At 66.2% G+C, this 17,946-nt stretch carries 17 protein-coding genes; 14 read left to right on the plus strand and 3 right to left on the minus strand.

All coding sequences use genetic code 11. The features are described from left to right. Positions 1-68: 68 nt before the first annotated feature. From AAE021_RS03050 to murA, 5 genes are all read left to right on the plus strand, one after another. A complete protein-coding gene (locus tag AAE021_RS03050) occupies positions 69-962 on the plus strand; it encodes a F0F1 ATP synthase subunit gamma (protein ID WP_342024196.1) in 894 nt (297 codons plus the stop codon). Positions 963-1,040: 78 nt separating this feature from the next. Continuing rightward, the gene (gene atpD, locus AAE021_RS03055; protein WP_342024197.1) at positions 1,041-2,504 is read left to right on the plus strand and encodes a F0F1 ATP synthase subunit beta; all 1,464 of its coding nucleotides are present in this window, start codon (positions 1,041-1,043) and stop codon (positions 2,502-2,504) included. Positions 2,505-2,509: 5 nt separating this feature from the next. Then, on the plus strand, positions 2,510-2,803 hold the full coding sequence (locus AAE021_RS03060) for a F0F1 ATP synthase subunit epsilon (RefSeq protein ID WP_104052449.1): 294 nt from the start codon (positions 2,510-2,512) through the stop codon (positions 2,801-2,803). A gap of 9 nt (positions 2,804-2,812) precedes the next feature. Next, the gene (locus tag AAE021_RS03065) at positions 2,813-3,241 is read left to right on the plus strand and encodes a DUF2550 domain-containing protein (protein WP_342024198.1); all 429 of its coding nucleotides are present in this window, start codon (positions 2,813-2,815) and stop codon (positions 3,239-3,241) included. A 70-nt stretch (positions 3,242-3,311) separates the two neighbouring features. Further along, positions 3,312-4,577, plus strand: coding sequence for a UDP-N-acetylglucosamine 1-carboxyvinyltransferase (murA, locus tag AAE021_RS03070; RefSeq protein WP_342024199.1), 1,266 nt, complete (start codon positions 3,312-3,314; stop codon positions 4,575-4,577). A 120-nt stretch (positions 4,578-4,697) separates the two neighbouring features. Here murA and AAE021_RS03075 read toward each other — a convergent pair whose 3' ends face one another. Together AAE021_RS03075 and nucS are read right to left on the minus strand one after the other, a co-directional pair. Then, positions 4,698-4,901 carry a cold-shock protein gene (locus AAE021_RS03075; RefSeq protein ID WP_104101230.1) on the minus strand — a complete coding sequence of 68 codons (204 nt, stop codon included), beginning with the start codon at positions 4,899-4,901 and terminating at the stop codon, positions 4,698-4,700. A 348-nt stretch (positions 4,902-5,249) separates the two neighbouring features. Beyond that, positions 5,250-5,945: an endonuclease NucS gene (gene nucS, locus AAE021_RS03080; protein WP_152219221.1), complete on the minus strand. Its 696-nt coding sequence runs from the start codon at positions 5,943-5,945 to the stop codon at positions 5,250-5,252. Positions 5,946-5,985: 40 nt separating this feature from the next. On the opposite strand from nucS, the gene AAE021_RS03085 reads away from it, so the two are divergent. Then, positions 5,986-6,354 carry a hypothetical protein gene (locus tag AAE021_RS03085; RefSeq protein WP_342024200.1) on the plus strand — a complete coding sequence of 123 codons (369 nt, stop codon included), beginning with the start codon at positions 5,986-5,988 and terminating at the stop codon, positions 6,352-6,354. Here AAE021_RS03085 and AAE021_RS03090 read toward each other — a convergent pair. Beyond that, on the minus strand, positions 6,351-7,670 hold the full coding sequence (locus AAE021_RS03090) for an AI-2E family transporter (protein ID WP_342024201.1): 1,320 nt from the start codon (positions 7,668-7,670) through the stop codon (positions 6,351-6,353). The genes AAE021_RS03085 and AAE021_RS03090 overlap by 4 nt on opposite strands. A 236-nt stretch (positions 7,671-7,906) precedes the next feature. Here AAE021_RS03090 and AAE021_RS03095 point away from each other — a divergent pair, with 236 nt between their 5' ends. The 8 genes from AAE021_RS03095 (at position 7,907) to AAE021_RS03130 (ending at position 17,890) form a co-directional block, all read left to right on the plus strand. Further along, entirely contained in the window at positions 7,907-9,700 is a 1,794-nt protein-coding gene (locus tag AAE021_RS03095; protein WP_342024202.1) for a hypothetical protein, read from the plus strand. A 64-nt stretch (positions 9,701-9,764) separates the two neighbouring features. Continuing rightward, complete coding sequence (locus tag AAE021_RS03100) at positions 9,765-10,724, plus strand: tetratricopeptide repeat protein (protein WP_342024203.1); 960 nt, start codon at positions 9,765-9,767, stop codon at positions 10,722-10,724. Positions 10,725-10,734: 10 nt separating this feature from the next. Continuing rightward, positions 10,735-11,841 carry an NADH:flavin oxidoreductase/NADH oxidase gene (locus AAE021_RS03105; protein ID WP_342024204.1) on the plus strand — a complete coding sequence of 369 codons (1,107 nt, stop codon included), beginning with the start codon at positions 10,735-10,737 and terminating at the stop codon, positions 11,839-11,841. Between the two features lie 122 nt (positions 11,842-11,963). Continuing rightward, positions 11,964-12,758: an ABC transporter ATP-binding protein gene (locus tag AAE021_RS03110; RefSeq protein ID WP_342024205.1), complete on the plus strand. Its 795-nt coding sequence runs from the start codon at positions 11,964-11,966 to the stop codon at positions 12,756-12,758. After that, entirely contained in the window at positions 12,740-14,314 is a 1,575-nt protein-coding gene (locus tag AAE021_RS03115; protein WP_342024206.1) for a transporter, read from the plus strand. The genes AAE021_RS03110 and AAE021_RS03115 overlap by 19 nt, the downstream gene beginning before the upstream one ends. Before the next feature lie 57 nt (positions 14,315-14,371). After that, complete coding sequence (locus tag AAE021_RS03120; protein ID WP_376934657.1) at positions 14,372-14,674, plus strand: DUF3039 domain-containing protein; 303 nt, start codon at positions 14,372-14,374, stop codon at positions 14,672-14,674. A gap of 13 nt (positions 14,675-14,687) precedes the next feature. Continuing rightward, positions 14,688-16,109 (plus strand): MFS transporter, encoded by a 1,422-nt coding sequence (locus tag AAE021_RS03125; RefSeq protein ID WP_342024207.1) that lies wholly within the window; start codon positions 14,688-14,690, stop codon positions 16,107-16,109. Continuing rightward, positions 16,106-17,890 carry a DEAD/DEAH box helicase gene (locus AAE021_RS03130; protein ID WP_342024208.1) on the plus strand — a complete coding sequence of 595 codons (1,785 nt, stop codon included), beginning with the start codon at positions 16,106-16,108 and terminating at the stop codon, positions 17,888-17,890. The genes AAE021_RS03125 and AAE021_RS03130 overlap by 4 nt, the downstream gene beginning before the upstream one ends. Positions 17,891-17,946 lie beyond the last annotated feature (56 nt).

The raw sequence follows: 17,946 nt of genomic DNA on the forward strand, positions 1-17,946 counted from the left end.
ATCCGGACGCGGAACCCTAGGCCTTTGCCTTAGCCCCTAGTAGAACGCTAGGAACTGAAAGGAAAAGTATGGGAGCCCAAATTCGGGTCTACCGTCAGAAGATCGCTTCGACGACGTCGATGCAGAAGATCTTCAAGGCGATGGAGCTGATTGCTGCCTCTCGCATTGGAAAGGCACGCACCCGTGTGGCTGCGTCATTGCCGTACTCCAATGCGATCACCCGTGCCGTTTCTGCTGTGGCGTCCCAGTCGGAAATCGACCACCCGCTGACTACCGAGCCGGAGAACATCCGCCGGGCAGCCATGGTGATCCTGACCTCCGACCGTGGTCTTGCTGGTTCGTATTCCGCCAGTGTGCTTAAGCAAAGCGAATCCTTGGCCGAACTGCTCCGTGAAGAGGGCAAAGAGGTCAAGACCTACCTGGTGGGACGTAAGGCGCAGGCGTACTACGACTTCCGTGACCGCGAATCTGCGCGTGTCTGGACCGGAAATACCGATGCACCGGACTTTGAAACCGCCCGCGAAATCGGCCGGGCCCTTCTTGATGACTTCAACACCGACTACGAAGACGGCGGCGTGGACGAGATCCACATTGTCTACACGCGCTTCAAGTCAATGGTTGTCCAGGAACCCACGGTGATCCGCCTGCTTCCGCTGGAGGTGGTGGAGGAAGAAGCGAAGTCCGAGACTGAGCTGCTGCCTCTCTACGAATACGAGCCCGAGCCCGAAAAGGTTCTTGACGCACTGCTGCCGCGCTACATCGAGTCGCGCATTTTCGCAGCCATGCTTCAGGCAGCCGCTTCCGAGCTTGCCGCCCGCCAGCGCGCAATGAAGTCCGCCGGGGACAACGCCAGCGACCTTATTAAGAAGTACACGCGACTTCGCAATAACGCCCGCCAGGCCGAGATCACCCAGGAACTGTCCGAGATTGTGGCCGGTGCCGACGCGCTCAGCGCGTCCTAGCTCCAGCACGATTCCAGGCGTAGTTCCACCAGAAGCAAACTTAGTCCACACGCCATCTAACTGAGTGAAGTGAGAGAGATGACTGCCCAAACTGTCGAGCACGGATCTGATTCCGTAGCCTCGGGTGCCACCGGCCGTATCGCCCGTGTCATCGGCCCGGTTGTCGACGTCGAATTCCCGGCTGACGCAATCCCCACCATCTACAACGCGCTGACCACCGAGCTGACGCTCAACGGTGAGACCCGCACCATTACGTTCGAAACGTCCCAGCACCTCGGCGACAACCTCGTGCGCGCCATCTCCATGCAGGCCACCGACGGCCTGGTCCGCGGCGCAGCCGTCAAGGACACCGGCGCACCGATCTCCGTCCCCGTTGGCGACGGCGTCAAGGGCCACATCTTCAACGTCCTGGGCAAGCCCCTGGATGTTACCGAGGATGAGCTCGAAATCACCGAGCGCTGGCCCATCCACCGCAAGGCTCCGAACTTTGCGGACCTCGAAGGTTCCACCGAGATGCTGGAAACCGGCATCAAGGTCATCGACCTTCTCACCCCGTACATCAAGGGTGGAAAGATTGGCCTGTTCGGCGGCGCCGGTGTCGGCAAGACCGTCCTGATCCAGGAAATGATCACCCGTGTTGCCCGCAACTTCGGTGGTACCTCGGTCTTCGCCGGTGTTGGCGAGCGTACCCGTGAGGGCAACGACCTCTGGGTAGAAATGGAAGAGGCAGGCGTCCTGAAGGACACCGCCCTAGTGTTCGGCCAGATGGATGAGCCGCCGGGAACGCGTCTTCGCGTGGCCCTGTCCGGCCTGACCATGGCGGAGTACTTCCGCGATGTGCAGAACCAGGACGTGCTGCTCTTCATCGACAACATCTTCCGCTTCACGCAGGCAGGTTCCGAAGTTTCAACGCTTCTGGGCCGCATGCCGTCCGCCGTGGGTTACCAGCCGAACCTGGCTGACGAGATGGGTCTCCTGCAGGAGCGCATCACGTCCACCAAGGGTCACTCGATCACGTCCATGCAGGCCATTTACGTGCCTGCTGATGACTACACCGACCCGGCCCCGGCCACCACGTTCGCGCACTTGGACGCCACCACGGAACTTTCCCGTGAAATCGCATCCCGCGGCCTGTACCCGGCCGTTGACCCGCTGACCTCCACGTCGCGCATCCTTGACCCGCAGTACGTGGGCCAGGAGCACTACGACACGGCTGTCCGCGTCAAGCAGATCCTCCAGAAGAACAAGGAACTGCAGGACATCATCGCCATCCTCGGCATTGACGAGCTCGGCGAAGAGGACAAGATCGTCGTGGCACGTGCGCGCCGCATCCAGCAGTTCCTGTCCCAGAACACCTACACCGCCAAGCAGTTCACCGGCGTCGAGGGCTCCACGGTTACCATCAAGGAAACCATTGAGGGCTTCAAGGCCATCTGCGACGGCGACGTGGACCACATTGCCGAGCAGGCCTTCTTCAACGTCGGCAGCATGGACGATGTCATGGCCAACTGGGCGAAGATCCAAGAGCAGACCGGGAAGTAAGCCCCATGGCGAACACTGCTGAACTCGAAGTTGAGATTGTCGCAGCGGACCACTTCGTGTGGTCCGGCGCGGCAAAGATGGTCAAGGCGCGCACGTCCGAGGGTGACGTCGGGATTCTTCCCGGCCACACCCCGCTGCTGGCCATCCTGGCTGAAGGCGAAATGGCCATCGAGCCGGTCTCCGGCGCCCGCTTCACGGTGAACGTTGACGGCGGATTCTTCTCCGTTGACAGCAACCGCGTGGTGATTGTCGCTGACAATGCTCAGATGAACGACGCAGCCAACGCTGGGACTCGCTGACCCTTCCCAATGAGCAGCTCCTATGTGTTCATTGCGCTGGCAGGGCTGCTGTGCCTGCTGCTGCTGGCAGTAGTCCTGTTCGGGGTGCGCCGCAGCCAGCTGCGGCGCACCCTCGGTACTTTCGACGCCTCCATTTGCCTCCCGCCCGGCGGGTGGCAGATGGGGGTTTGTCGTTATACGGATACCCATTTGGAGTGGCTGCGCCTCATATCGCTCAGCCCCCGCCCGCCCCACCGGTTCCTGCGCAGCTCCCTGGAAATTGGCAGCTGGCGCCAGCCCACCGAAGCTGAGCGCGCCCGCGTCCAGCCCGGCGCCATTATTGTGACGCTCAAGTATGAAAACCGCGATGTCCTGATGGCCATGAACTACGACGTCTACACCGGTCTCTCGTCCTGGCTCGAAGCCGGCCCCGTTATCGGCATCGGCACCTGGCGCTGACGCCGCCCCGGCCGCCCGTCCGCCGGCCATCCGTCATCCACCCTCGTGTCATCCAACCTAGTATTGAGGGATGGAAGACGTCATAGTTGTTACCGGCCCGTCCACGCTCAACGGAGCGGTCAGCGTACCCGGAGCTAAAAACAGTGTCCTCAAACTGATGGCCGCCACGCTGCTGGCCCGGGGACGCTCCACCATCACCAACGTTCCCAACATCCAGGATGTCTGGATCATGGCCGAGCTGCTGCGCCGGCTTGGCTGCGACGTGGATTACGACGTCGAGGCGGCCTCCGTCTCCGTTGACGTTCCGGATTTGCCGGGGCACCAGGCTGACTATGACCTTGTGCGCGCCATGCGCGCCTCCATCTCCGTCCTCGGCCCGCTGGTGGCCCGCTGCCGCCAGGCGGAAGTGGCGCTGCCCGGCGGCGACGCCATCGGTTCCCGCGGCCTGGACATGCACCGTGCAGGCCTGGAACTGATGGGAACCACCATCACCATCGATCACGGTTATCTTGTTGCCTCAGTGCCGGACGGCCTGGTCGGAGCACGCCACCTGCTGGACTTTCCCTCCGTCGGCGCCACCGAGAACCTGATGATGGCGGCCACGCTGGCGGCCGGAACCACCGTTATCGATAACGCCGCGCGCGAACCGGAAATCACCGACATAGCCGAGATGCTCAACGAAATGGGTGCCAGGATCTCCGGGATCGGCACCAACACCCTCGTCATCGAGGGCGTGGAGGCGCTGCAGCCCGTGGTCCACCGGGTGGTCCCGGACCGCATTGTTGCCGGCACCTGGGCATTTGCCGCAGCGATCACCGGCGGCTGCATCGAGGTGCGCGACGCCGACGCCTCGGCTCTGGCCGTGGTGCTGGACAAACTCACCCAGGCAGGCTGCACGGTGACCGTGGGGGAGAACAGCTTCACCGTCAAGGGCCCCGAGCGGCCCGAGCCGATCAACGTCTCCACCCTTCCCTATCCCGGGTTCCCCACCGATCTGCAGCCCTTCGTGGTTGCCCTGAACGCGGTATCCACCGGATCGGGCATGGTGACCGAGAACGTCTTCGAAGCCCGGTGGGGGTTCACGTCCGAACTGGCGCGGTTGGGCGCGGGGATCCGGCTGGACGGGCATCACGCCCTGATCCAGGGAGTGCCCCGGCTGTCCGGTGCCCCGGTGGAGGCCAACGACATCCGCGCCGGAGCAGCCCTCGTTATTGCCGGGCTTGCCGCCGACGGCACCACCGAGGTGCGCGGCGTGGACCATATTGACCGCGGCTATGAGCGCTTTATGGAAAATCTTCGCGGGCTGGGTGCGCGGGTGATCCGCCGGCGGAGCTGATGCGCGCCGGGGTCCCGCGGGATGCCGGCAGGCCCGTTAAAAGAGGAAGTCCCCGGCGATACTGCCGGGGACTTCCTCATTGTCCGGGAAATTCCGGACCAAGAGTGGGTGCGGTGAAGCTTAGAGCGCGGTGACGCCGGTTGCCTGGGGGCCCTTGGCGCCCTGGCCGATTTCGAACTCAACACGCTGGTTCTCGTCGAGGGTCTTGAATCCACCGGTCTGAATTTCAGAGTAGTGAACAAAGACGTCGCCGTCGGAATCGTCGGGAGTGATGAAGCCGAAGCCCTTTTCAGCGTTAAACCATTTGACGGTACCCTGTGCCATTTTGTTTCTCCTCATAAGTGGAACTTCCGGCCGCCACACCCCGCGGCGGCCTATTGTTACTGAAACGGGAAGGCTCAAGTTCCTTGCCATTCAGCAGTTCCTTGAGGAGCTTCACGCTCGCAACGGTCTTGCGAGCATGAATAACACCTACACAAAGACTGGTTATAGGATTACACACGCCCAATGGCTGGTCAACGAATTTGATGAAAAACTTTCCAAGTATTTGCGGTGCCGCTGAACCGCCTCTCGGTGCGGTCCGGGAAGTCCCATAACGGAAACGAAACCAATAACCGTCCGGGACTTCCGGCGGCACTTAGCCCGGCTAAATCCCCGGGGTCGGAACAGGACCTAGAACAGCCGGGATGCTGAATCGTCAACGCCGCGCATGGCGTCGTAATCAAGGGTGAGGCAATCAATGCCGCGGTCATTGGCGAGCACGCGGGCCTGCGGCTTGATCTGCTGCGCCGCGAAAACGCCCCGGACCGGAGCCAGCAGCGGATCGCGGTTGAGCAGCTCGAGGTACCGGGTCAGCTGTTCCACGCCGTCGATGTCCCCGCGGCGCTTGAGTTCAACGGCAACGGTGGCGCCGGACGCATCCCTGGCCAGGATGTCCACCGGACCAATGGCTGTCATGTACTCACGGCGGATCAGCGTGAAGCCGTCGCCGAGCTTGGTGATCTGTTCGGCCAGGAGGCGCTGCAAATCAGCCTCGACCCCGTCCTTGATCAGCCCCGGGTCCACGCCCAGGTCATGGGACGTTTCCGAGAACCGCTCGTAGATGCTGATCACGAGCTTGTCATCGGTCTTGGCGCTTTGGACGTTCCAGGTTTCGATGACGCCGGTTTCGGCGTCGTCGTCCTCCGGTTCGGTGATGCGCAGGGTGGCCGGAGGGCTCATCCAGTTCAGGGGTTTGTAGGAGCCGCCGTCGGAATGGATCAGGACGGAGCCGTCGGCTTTGACCATCAGCAGACGGACGGCTAGCGGAAGATGGGCACGGAGGCGGCCGATGTAGTCAACAGAGCAGCGGGCAATTACTAAACGCACAGTTGCACTTTACCGGCTCCGCTGCGGCAAAATGACTTATATGCCCCGTTCCAACCGTCCCCGCCGCCCGCCCGGCGCAGCCAACGCCAACCTGGGCCGCAGTGCCCGCAGCAAGTGGGCAACCCCCGCGGCCGAGCTGGATCTGGAGCGGACCCGGGCCGGTATTCCGCAGCGGGAAAGCGCGTCCGACGGCGAATGGTCGGTGCGGCAGATCACTGCCCGCAACGCGGCCAAAGACTATAAATGCCCGGGGTGCGGAATGGTGATCCCTCCGGGCGTGCCGCACCTGGTGGTGTGGCAGGAGGATTCCCTGCTGGGACGGGACACCGCCGTTGCGGACCGCCGGCACTGGCACGAACGGTGCTGGCGCACCCGCAGGACCGGCGGCGGCCGCCTGGGGCGCCGCTAACGCTGGTCCTGGCGGGAAATAAACACTTCCTTGAGCAGCAGCAGCACTGCGGCGGCGGTCGGAATCGCTATCAGCGCACCAAGCACGCCCAGGAGGCTGCCGCCGGCGATAACGGCGATGACGGCCACGGCTCCCGGCACGGCAACGGCCCGCTGCATGATGCGCGGGGACACGAAGTACGCCTCGAACTGCAGGTAGGCAACGTAGAACAGGGCAAAGACCACAGCCGTCTGCCAGCTGACGGTCAGCGCCACCAGTGATACGAGGATGAGGGCAATCGGCGGGCCCACCAGCGGAATGAAGGCCAGCAGCGCCACCACGAAGGCCAGCAGCACGGAGAACGGCACGCCCGTGATGGTCATGACCACAAAGGCGTAGGTGGCGTCCAGCAGGGCCACCAGCCCCTGCCCGATGACGTAGTTGCCGACGCTGCTGGTGATTTCCTCGGACAGGGCCTCTACCCGCCGGCGCCGGCTCCGCGGAGCCAACCGGTAGGCCCACATCTTCATGGAGGGCAGGGAAGCAAGGAAGTACAGCGTCAGGACCAGGATGATCAGCGCGCCGAAGAGGCCGTTGGCAATCACCGTGCCCACGGACAGCACACCGCCGAAGACGCCGCCCAGGGCGTCGGCGTTGGTGAAGAATTTGTTGACTTCCTCTTCGATCCGCTCCCGCACGTGGAACTGTTCCTCGATGCTGACGAAGAAATCGGATTCCAGGAACGTGTTGACGTAGCCGGGCGCCTTGGTGATGATCTCCGACGTCTGGCGGACGATCGTGGGAATCAGGGTGGCAAAAAACCCGATCACGACGCCTGCCAGCCCGAGCACGGTGATGGCTATCCCCGCCGGCCGCGGAATGCGCCTGGCACCGAGCCAGCGCACCACGGGGTCCAGGCCCAGGGCAATGAACAGCGCAGCGCCGATCCACACCAGGAGTTCGCCGACGTTGGTCAGGATGAAGAACCCCAGCAGCGCAAAGCCCACGCCCACGGCAAACATGAAACCGAAATGGATGGGGGCGCCCGTGCCGCGGGTGGAGCTGTCCGGGGTGTTGTCGGGCTGTTCTCCGGCGGGAGGGATGTCGACGGCGGACGCGCCGGCGGTGCTGACCTCCGGAGGGAACTCGAACCGGCGCCGCGGCCGGGCCCCGGGTACGCCGTGCGGAACTGCCTGCCGGAGCAGCCCGGACGCGGCCGCAAGGAATCCCTGTCGCGGCGTGCCCTGAGTCGGCGTGCCCTGGGGCGGCGACGGTTCCTTCGCCGGCTGAGGAGCCTCACGTGGCTCGTCGGCCGGCTGGTCCTGGTTCTCGCCCATTTTTTGCATGTCTCCTGTATGTAGCGAACGCCCGGGATAGGAAGCGCCAGATTATCAGCCGCGGTGTGCCGGGAGGCTTGTCCTGCTCCCGCAGGGGTGCCGGAATGTGCCGGTTCGGGGGATTTCGTTACCATTGGGTTATAAACCCATTGACCGGCCCTTAGCTAAGAGGCTCCACGTCCCGTTTTTGCCTGCCTACAGGTGAGCGATGTACCGAGACTGAAGATAGGTAGCTTGTGCGAAACAAAATTGCAGTTCCGCTGATCGTGATCGGAGTGCTCCTGATGCTCGTCGGCATCGGGCAGCGCACCTTCTGGGCTCCGCCCGGGACCGTCACCGCCGAAGCGCCGGCCGCCGATCAGCAGGCACCGCTGACGGTCATCGGTACGGATGTCCTGACCGCTCACCCCGACGGCGTGGAACTCACGGTTTCCGGGGACGGGCCGTTCCTGATGGCCGTGGGCCGCGCTGACGACGTGGACGCCTGGGTGGGGGACGCCACCGTGCTGCGGGTCGCCGCGGACGGCGATAACGTGGCCACCGAGGTCACCGAGGGCACACCCACCGTCCCGAATCCCGCCGGATCCGACCTGTGGGTCTCCGAGCAGGAAGTCGACGGCGAAACAACCTCCACCTGGGAAGCCCCCGGCGCGGGGGAGTGGGAGATCCTGCTGGCCACTGACGGAACTGCTCCCGCCCCGGCCGATGTTTCGGTCACCTACGCCAATGACGAGTCCACGCCGTTTGCCGTGCCGCTGATCGTCGGAGGCGCGCTGGTTGCCGTTCTCGGCCTCGCGCTGGCCTTCGTGGCCGGGCGCGGCAACACCGGACGGCGCTCCGGAGGCGGGGGAACGTCCACCGGGGGTCCCGCCCGCGGCACCGCCGAGGCTGCGCCTGCCGCCGCCGGCACCACCACGCTGCCCGCGGCTGACACCGCACCGGCCGCCGGTCAAAAGCCCGGCAGTTCCGGAACATCCACTCCGGGAACTTCAGCTTTCGGCATCATTCCGGCCCTGCGCCGCCGGGGACCCGCCGCCGCCTTCGGCACGGCGCTCGTCACCGCCCTGGCACTGGGCACGGGACCGGCCCTGGCCGCACTGCCGATGACCGCCGCTCCCACGGCCGGCGCGAATGAAGCCACGCCGCCCGTCGTGCTGGACTCGCAGCTGGAACGGATTCTTGCCGACGTGGCCGCCACGGTCCAGACGGCGGATGCCGCCAAGGACGCGGCGCTGCTGACTGAACGCGCAGGCGGTGCCGCGGCAACACTGCGCAAGGCCTCCTACGCCACCGCTGCCAAGGTGCCCACGTATGCCGCACCGGAGCCGGTGTCCGCGGAGCCGCTCAAGACGGACCTGATCATGGGTGGAACTGAATTCCCGCGCAGCGTGGTTGCGGTAACCCAGGGCCCGGAGAACGAGGTTCCCCAGGCCCTGCTGCTGGTGCAGAAGACAGCACGCGAGAACTACAAGCTGATGTCCTCCATCCGGATGCTGCCCGGCACCACCTTCCCGGCCCGTCCGGCCGCCGGAGACGGCGTGAATCCCGCCCCCGCGGATTCCGCGGACGGCCTGACGACTTCCCCGCAGGCCGCGGTGGAAGCGCTGGCTGATGCGCTGACCAACCCGGACGGCGAGAACAAGGACACCTTCTCGGCGAACACCTTTGCCGAAGCGGTGACGAAGTTCCAGTCGGACGTGACGTCGAGCCCGGACAACGAGTTCGCCAACATCACCTTTAACCACGCCCCGGTCCCCGCCGACACGAACGCCCTGCGCACTGCCGACGGCGGCGCCATTGTGTTCGGCTACATGGACAGCAGCTACACCAGTGTTCCCAAGGAAGCCGGCGATTCCATCAACCTGGAGGGCACCGTCTACCAGACGCTGACCGGCGAGGTGAGCACCGAAGCCGGTATTGAGGTCAAGTACGGCGAAGGCGTCATGCTGTACGTTCCGCCGGCCGGCAGCGCCGACCAGATCCAGGTCATCGGCGCCGTCCAGGAACTGCTGTCAGCCACCCTGAAATAGCCCTGCCCTCCATCAGGGGAAACCGGGTTGCCGGTGACCCGAGACTGCGTAATAAGGTGAAGCCATGAGCACTCCGAACCACCGTCCCGCACCGGCCCCCTCCGCAATGAACCTGCGCGGCGCCGTCGACCTCTCCGGCCTGAAGGCCAGGGCCACGGCGCCTCCCGCCGCGGCAGCCCAGGCGCCGGGGCAGGCCGGCCAGCCCGCAGCCAGCCCCTACATCGTTGAGGTGACGGAGCAGACCTTCCCCCAGCTGGTTCAGCTGTCCGAGCAGGTCCCGGTCATCATCGACATGTACTCGGCGCGCAGCCCGGAGTCCGTCCAGGTGAGCTCAGTGCTGAAGAGCATTGTCACCGAGCATGACGGCAAGCTGCTGCTGGGGCGGGTGGATGCCGAGGCGTTTCCGCAGATCGCCCAGGCATTCCAGGCCGTGGCGGTCCCCACGGTGGCCGCGGTCCTGAAGGGCCAGCCGGTGCCGCTCTTTGACCGGGCGGTTCCGGAGGAGCAGATCCGTGCCCTGGTGGCAGAACTGCTGCAGGTGGCCGCTGCCAACGGCGTTTCCGGAACCTTGAATGAAGGCGGCGCAGGGGAGTCCGCGGAGGAGGCGCCGCTTCCGCCGCTGCACCAGGAAGCCTATGACGCCATTGTGGCCGGGGACTACGACGGCGCTGCCGCCGCCTACCGCAAGGCGCTGGCCGAGCAGCCCGCGGACGCGGAAGCCAAAGCCGGGCTCGCCCAGGTGGAGCTGATGGCCCGGCTGAAGGACGCCGATGCGGAGAAGCTGCGCACGGAAGCGGCGCAGAACCCCGACGACGTCGACGCCCAGCTGGCCGTCGCTGACCTGGACATTTCCGGCGGGCACGTCGAGGACGCGTTCACCCGTGTGGTTCGGCTGATAGCCCGTGTCTTTGGTGATGACCGGGAGAAGGCACGGCTGCGCCTGCTTGACCTGTTCGAGGTGGTGGGCACCACCGATCCGCGGGTCACCAAGGCACGCTCGGCCCTCGCCCGGGCACTTTTCTAGGCGGCCCGGCATGAGTCCGACTCCGTCTTTTCCCGGCCTCTTTGATCCCCTGTCGCTGCGGGGCCTGGAGCTTTCCCACCGCGGCTGGGTTGCGGCCATGTGCCAGTACTCCGCCGACGCCGACGCCGCGCCGGGTGTTCCCCATGACTGGCACCTGATGCACCTGGGATCCTTCGCCGCCGGGGGAGCGGCACTGATCATCACCGAAGCAACGGCCGTCAGCCCCGAGGGACGGATCAGTCCGCAGGACACCGGGATCTATACGCCGGAGCACACCGAAGCCTGGCGCCGCATCACTGACTTCGTCCACCGTTACGGGACCGCCGGGGCCAAGATTGGCGTGCAGCTGGCCCATGCCGGCCGCAAGGCGTCCACCTATGCTCCTTTTGCGGAGGGCCGCGGCAGCGTTGCGCCGTCCGACGGCGGATGGCCCACTGTCGGCCCCACGAACGATGCCTTCGGCCGCTACGCCGCACCCCGGGCGCTGGACGAAGCAGGCATCCGCCAGGTCATTTCCGATTTTGCGCAGGCTGCCCAGCGGTCCGTCGACGCCGGTTTTGACACGATCGAAATCCACGCGGCGCACGGTTACCTCCTGCACCAGTTCCTGACCCCGCTGGTGAACACCCGCACCGACGGATGGGGCGGCTCCGAGGAGGCCCGCAACCGTCTGACGCTCGAAGTTGTCGACGCCGTGCGGGCGGTCATTCCGGACTCCATGCCCCTGCTCCTGCGCATCTCCGCCACTGACTGGATGGATGGCGGCCTCGATGAGCACACCTCTGCGCGGCTTGCCGCAGCGGCGTACGCCCGCGGCGTGGACCTGGTGGACGTATCCACCGGCGGAGCCGTGCCCGATGCGCGCATCCCCGTGGCCCCGGGATACCAAACGGGGTTCGCCGAACACATCCGGACGCAAACCGGTGTTCCCACTGCCGCCGTCGGCCTGATCAGCACGGCCGCCGAGGCGGAGGAGGTCCTCCGCACCGGGCGCGCCGATGCCGTTCTGATTGCCCGGGCCGCGCTGCGGGATCCGCACTGGTGGATGCATGCGGCCGAAGAGCTTGACGCCAAACTCCCGTGGGCACCGCAGTATGAACGGGCGCGGCCGGCCTAGTTCCCGAGGCGGGTTTTCCGCGCCCAGCCGCGGTGTGGCGGCAGGGGATTCTGGTCCTTGCGGCTGATCACGCCCCGGGGCGCTGAAGGGTACTTTTGGAGCATGACGAAAGTGGTGCTGACATGACCGACTCCGCGTTTCCTGAAACTCCGGCCGTTCCGGCTGCTCCCGCGCTGGCCGTCCGCGGCCTCGGCAAGCGCTTCGGCGAGAAGATTGCCGTCAACGGGATCAGCCTGGACGTCCCCGCCGGTTCCTTCTACGGGCTGGTCGGGCCCAACGGAGCGGGTAAGACCACCCTGCTGTCCATGGCCACCGGCCTGCTGCGCCCCGAGCACGGACAGGTGTGGGTGCACGGGACCGATGTTTGGGCCGAACCGCTCAAGGCCAAGCGGCTCATGGGCGTGCTGCCGGACGGGGTCCGGCTCTTCGACCGGCTCACCGGCGAGCAGCTGGTCACCTATTCCGGCCTGCTGCGCGGCATGGACCGCGAGACAGTCACCGGGCGCGTGAAGGATCTTCTCGAGGCCATGGACCTGACCAATGATGCCGGCACCCTTGTGGTGGACTACTCCGCCGGCATGACCAAAAAAATCGCCCTCGCCTCGGCCCTGATCCACGCGCCCCGGCTGCTGGTGCTGGACGAGCCCTTTGAGGCCGTGGACCCCGTTTCCGCCGCAAACATCCGCGACATCCTCTCGGGCTACGTGGCATCCGGCGGCACGGTGATCGTTTCAAGCCACGTCATGGACCTGGTCCAGCGCATGTGTGACCACGTTGCCGTGGTCTCCGGCGGCAACCTCCTCGCCGCCGGCACCGTGGACGAGGTCCGCGGCGGAGAAACCCTGGAAGAGCGTTTTGTCCAGCTGGTGGGCGGACGCACCCACTCGGAGGGCCTGCCATGGTTGCGGACCTCCTAAGGCTCAAGCTTCTCCTGCTGCGCAACTCCCTGCGCCGCAGCCCCTGGCAGATTGTGGGGCTTGCCTTTGGTGCGCTCTACGGCCTGGGCATGCTCGGCCTGCTGTTTGTGGGACTGTTCTTCCTGAGCATCGATGACCCGGAGCTGGCCCGGACCGTCACCGTCCTCGCCGGCGCTGCGGCCGTGCTGGGATGGGCGCTGATACCCATTCTGGCCACAGGCGTGGACCTGACCCTGGACCCGGCGCGCTTCGTCACCTTCGCCGTCCCCCTGCCCAAGCTCCTGGCCGGCCTGGCACTGGGCGGACTCATTGGCATCCCCGGTCTGATGACGCTGCTGGCGGCACTGGGTTCGGCCGCTGTCTGGTGGCGGAACCCGGCGGCGCTGGCCGCCGGCGTGGTGTCCGCGCTCATCGCGGTGTTCACCTGCTTCATCGCAGCCCGGGTCATGGTCGCCGCAAGCACCTCGCTGTCCTCTTCGCGCCGGTTCAAGGACATCTCCGGCCTGGTGGCGATCATCCCCCTGATGCTGCTGGGTCCGATTATCGCCGGCATCAGTTCGGGCATCAGCAGTGCGCAGGACTACCTTCCCTCACTGGCCCGCACACTGTCCTGGACTCCGCTGGGCGCGGCGTGGGCGGTGCCCGGCGACGTGGCCCTGGACCAGCCGGGAGCGGCCGCCGCCAAACTGGCCATCGCCGTCGTCTTCCTGGCCGTGCTGGTCTGGGCGTGGAAAGTGCTGCTGGTGCGGGCGCTGGTCACTCCGCCGCACAACGCCGGCCCGCGGCGCAAGGGCGGGAAGCTGGGGTTCTTTGCCCTCTTCCCCGCAACGCCCACCGGTGCAGTGGCTGCCCGGTCGCTGACTTACTGGATCCGGGACCCGCGCTATGGCGCGTCCCTGCTGATCATCCCGCTGCTGCTGGTCCTCATGGTGTTCCTCGGGACCCAGGACGGCAGCGGCCCAACGGTGCTGCTGTTCGCGGGACCGCTGCTGGGCTTCCTGCTCGCCTTTGGCATCTCCGCTGATGTCTCGTATGACAACACGGCCTTTGCCCTGCACATCAGCACCGGTGTTTCCGGTGCTGCCGACCGGGCCGGACGCGTGATCGCCTGCGGCGTTTTTGCGCTCCCGGTGACGGTCCTGGCCGCGGTGGTGCCATGCCTGGTGCTGGGGGAGGAGGACCTGATCCCGGTCATTCTCGGGGTGTCCCTGGCCATCCTGCTGGGTGGGTTCGGTCTCTCCGCCGTCGTATCGGCACGGTACACCTACAACGTTCCGCTGCCGGGGGAGAACGCGTTCAAGACTCCGCCCGGTTCCGGCGGACGGACCATGCTGGTGCAGGGGCTGGGCATGCTGGCGCAGATAGTGATTGTGCTTCCCGTGCTGGCCCTGGCGCTTGTGGCGCTGCTGAATGACAACCCGCTCTGGGACTGGCTGACCCTGATTGTCGGCGTGGTGCTGGGAGCCGGGCTGCTGGCGGCCGGGATCCGGATCGGCGGACGGTGGCTGGACCGCCGGGCTCCGGAATTGCTGGCTGCCGTGTCGGTGCACAAATGACGTGCGGGCCGGTCAGTCGACCGGTCCCGGGAACCCCCGGGTACTAAGATGGAAACCATGAGTCTGCCTCCCGATCCTTTCGAAAATGACCCTGCCCGCCGTTTGGACGACGGCGGCGGTTCCACCGCCGTCATCGAGCGCGAAGAGCAGCGCGAGTACACAGAACCCGGCGACAGCGAGCGGTTTGCCCATTACGTCCGCAAGGAAAAGATCATGGAGTCGGCGCTGTCCGGCGAGCCGGTCATCGCCCTGTGCGGCAAGGTGTGGACCCCGGGACGGGACCCGAAGAAGTTCCCTGTCTGCCCCACCTGCAAGGAGATTTACGACGGCTTAAGCGCACCGAAGGACGGCGGGAAGTAATTTCCGCGCGTCCATGAGCGGTTCATCCGCAAAGCCGCGTTCCGCCGGCCCGCTGTCCCCGGAGTACCGTGCCCTTACGCTGGGCATCCTGGCGATCATTACCTGCTCGGCCTTTGAAGCCATGGCAGTAACGACGGCGATGCCGGTGGTGGCGGAGGAGCTGTCCGCGGGTGCCGGTTACGGACTGGCGTTCTCGATGTTCCTCACCGCCTCGCTGCTGGGCACCGTCGTGGCCGGCAGCCGGTGTGACGTCCAGGGGCCGCTGCCGTCGCTTGCCGCCGGCATGGCCCTGATGACCGCGGGCCTGGTGCTTTCCGCCCTGGCCGGCGAGTTTTGGATTGTCACGGCGGGCCGGGCGGTGTCCGGGCTTGGCGGCGGGGCCATGATCGTGGCGGTGTACGTGATTATCGGTGAGATCTACCCCTCTGCGCTCCAGCCCGTGCTTTTTGGCTGGCTCGCCGCCGCCTGGATCCTGCCGTCCATGGTGGGACCCCTCGCTGCCGGGCTGCTGGCTCAATACGTGAGCTGGCGGTGGGTCTTCGCCGCTGTGATTCCCATCGTGCTGGTTGCCGGGCTTACGGTGTGGCCGCGGGTTAGTTCCCTTGGTCCGCCGGACAACCCCGCCCTCGACAAAGCCCTGGGTCGGCGGCGGGCGGTATGGGGCAGCGTGCTGGCCGCCGCCGTCTTCGTCGCCCAGTGGGCGGGGAATGAAGCCGCCGATGCGCCGTCGGCGCCGGTGCCGCTCTGGACCGCTGCCGCCGTGGCTGCCCTGACGGCCGGAGTTGCGCTGGGACGGCTGCTGCCTCCGGGGACGCTCCGTTTGGCCCGCGGACTGCCAAGCGTCATCGCCACGCGGGGACTGCTCAGCGCCGGATTTGTGGCCGCTGAAGCTTTCCTGCCGCTCATGGTCCTTGCCACGCACGGTGTGGACCCGGCCACTGCCGGACTGGCACTGACCGCAGGAGCGGTAGGCTGGGCTGTGGGTTCCTTCCTGCAGGCACGTGCCGGCGGGCGCCGCCACCGTCTCCTGGTGATTGGCGCGTCCATGCTGGCCGCGGCAGTGGGAGGAATTGGGCTGCTAGCCTCGCCGTCGGTCCCCTTTTGGGTCATCGTGGCGGTGTGGACCTTCGCGGGAGCAGCCATGGGCCTGGCCCTCTCCAGCACCTCAGTGATGGTGCTGGCACTGTCCACTTCCGCGGACCGGGGACGCAATTCCGCGTCCCTCCAAATTTCCGACCAGGTCGGAGCCGTTGCGGGAACCACCGTGGCAGGGATTCTCTTCGCCCTGCTGCAGAACCCCGCCGCTTCCGGACAGACCGGCGTCTTCAGCGTCATGTGGCTTGTCCTGGCCGTCTTTGCGTGCCTGGGGATCGTCTCCGGTGCCCGCAGTGCAATAGTTACCCCGAACACAGGAAAGGTGCCGTTCACAGCGTGAGCCCCGACACCCTCTTCGGCGGACCGGCCCTGCCGCCCGCCTATCCGGAACGAGCCGCATGGGGCACCGCCCCCAAGCTGCGCCAGTGGCAGGCTGAAGCCCTCGAAAAGTTCTTCGCCAATGACGCGGATGACTTCCTTGCCGTCGCCACCCCCGGCGCCGGCAAAACCACCTTCGCCCTGCGGGTGGCCACCGAACTGGTGGACCGCGGGATCGTCAAGCGGATTACCGTCGTGGCCCCCACAGACCACCTCAAGCGCCAGTGGGCCGACGCCGCCGCCAAGGTTGGCCTGGCCCTGGACCCCAATTTCAAGAACGCCGACGGCCGGCACGGCGACGGCTTCATTGGCGTGGCCGTCACCTACGCGCAGGTGGCCTCCAAGCCCATGCTGCACCGGGCCAAGACGGAAGCGGCCCGCACCCTGGTTATCCTCGATGAGATCCACCACGGCGGCGACGCCCTGTCCTGGGGTGACGGCATCCGGGAAGCCTTCGAACCGGCGGTCAAGCGGCTGTCGCTGACCGGTACGCCGTTCCGCTCGGACACCGCAGCCATTCCGTTCGTGGAGTACGAGGCGGACAGGGACGGTATCCGCCGCTCCAAGGCCGACTACACCTACGGCTACGGCGAGGCGCTGCGGGACCACGTGGTCCGCCCGGTCATGTTCATGGCCTACTCCGGGCAGATGCGCTGGCGCACCAGCGCCGGAGACGAAATGGCGGCGTCCCTCGGCGAGGCCGCGGTCACCAAGGACATCACGGCCCAGGCATGGCGGACGGCGCTGAATCCCACCGGCGAATGGATTCCGGCCGTGCTGGCCGCCGCCGACCGCCGGCTGTCCGAGGTCCGGCGCGCCGTGCCCGACGCCGGCGGGCTGGTTATTGCCACGGACCACGACGACGCCCGCGCCTACGCCGGCACGCTGAAAAAGATCACCGGGCAGTCCCCAACGGTGATTCTCTCCGATGACGCGAAGGCCTCGGACAAGATTGACGAGTTCTCCGCGGGGGACCAGCGGTGGATGGTTGCCGTGCGCATGGTGTCCGAAGGCGTGGACGTACCGCGCCTGGCGGTGGGGGTCTATGCCACGTCCACCGCAACCCCGCTGTTTTTTGCCCAGGCAGTGGGCCGGTTCGTGCGTGCCCGCAAGCGCGGGGAGACGGCGTCGGTCTTCCTGCCCTCGGTGCCGAACCTGATGGCCCTGGCCAACCAGTTGGAAATGGAACGCGACCACGCCCTGGACCGGCCGGACAACCACCTCGAAGAGGAGGGTTTCGGTCTGGAGGACAGCCTCATGGAGGCTGCCAACCGGGAGGAAAAAGCCTCCGATTCGCTGACCAAGCAGAAGTTCGAGGCCCTGGAGTCCCAGGCGTCCTTTGACCGGGTGCTGTTTGACGGCGGCGAGTTTGGCACCGGCGGCGCGCTGGGCAGCGAGGAGGAACAGGATTTCCTGGGTATTCCCGGGCTGCTGGACGCTGACCAGATGGGTGTGCTGCTGCGCCAGCGCCAGCATGACCAGCTGTCCCGCCGCGGCCGGAAGGCACCGGCGGCCGCCCCGGAGCCGGAGCCGTCCGTCATGGACCACCGCAGGCTGACCGAGCTGCGCGGCGAGCTGGCGAAGAACGTCTCAGCCTGGTCGGCGCGCTCCGGCATGCCGCACGGCGTGGTGCACAGCGAGCTGCGCCGGATCTGCGGGGGACCGCCGGTGGCGCAGGCCAATGAGGAACAGTTGAACAAGCGGCTGAAGAAGCTGCAGGACTGGTTTATCGGCCGCAAATAGCAGGTCTCTCCCGGCTTCGGCCCTTCACCGCCCACCCTTCACGCGAAATGGCGGAA

The sequence above is a fragment of the Arthrobacter citreus genome (genome assembly GCF_038405225.1).
Classification (GTDB): domain Bacteria; phylum Actinomycetota; class Actinomycetes; order Actinomycetales; family Micrococcaceae; genus Arthrobacter_B; species Arthrobacter_B citreus_A.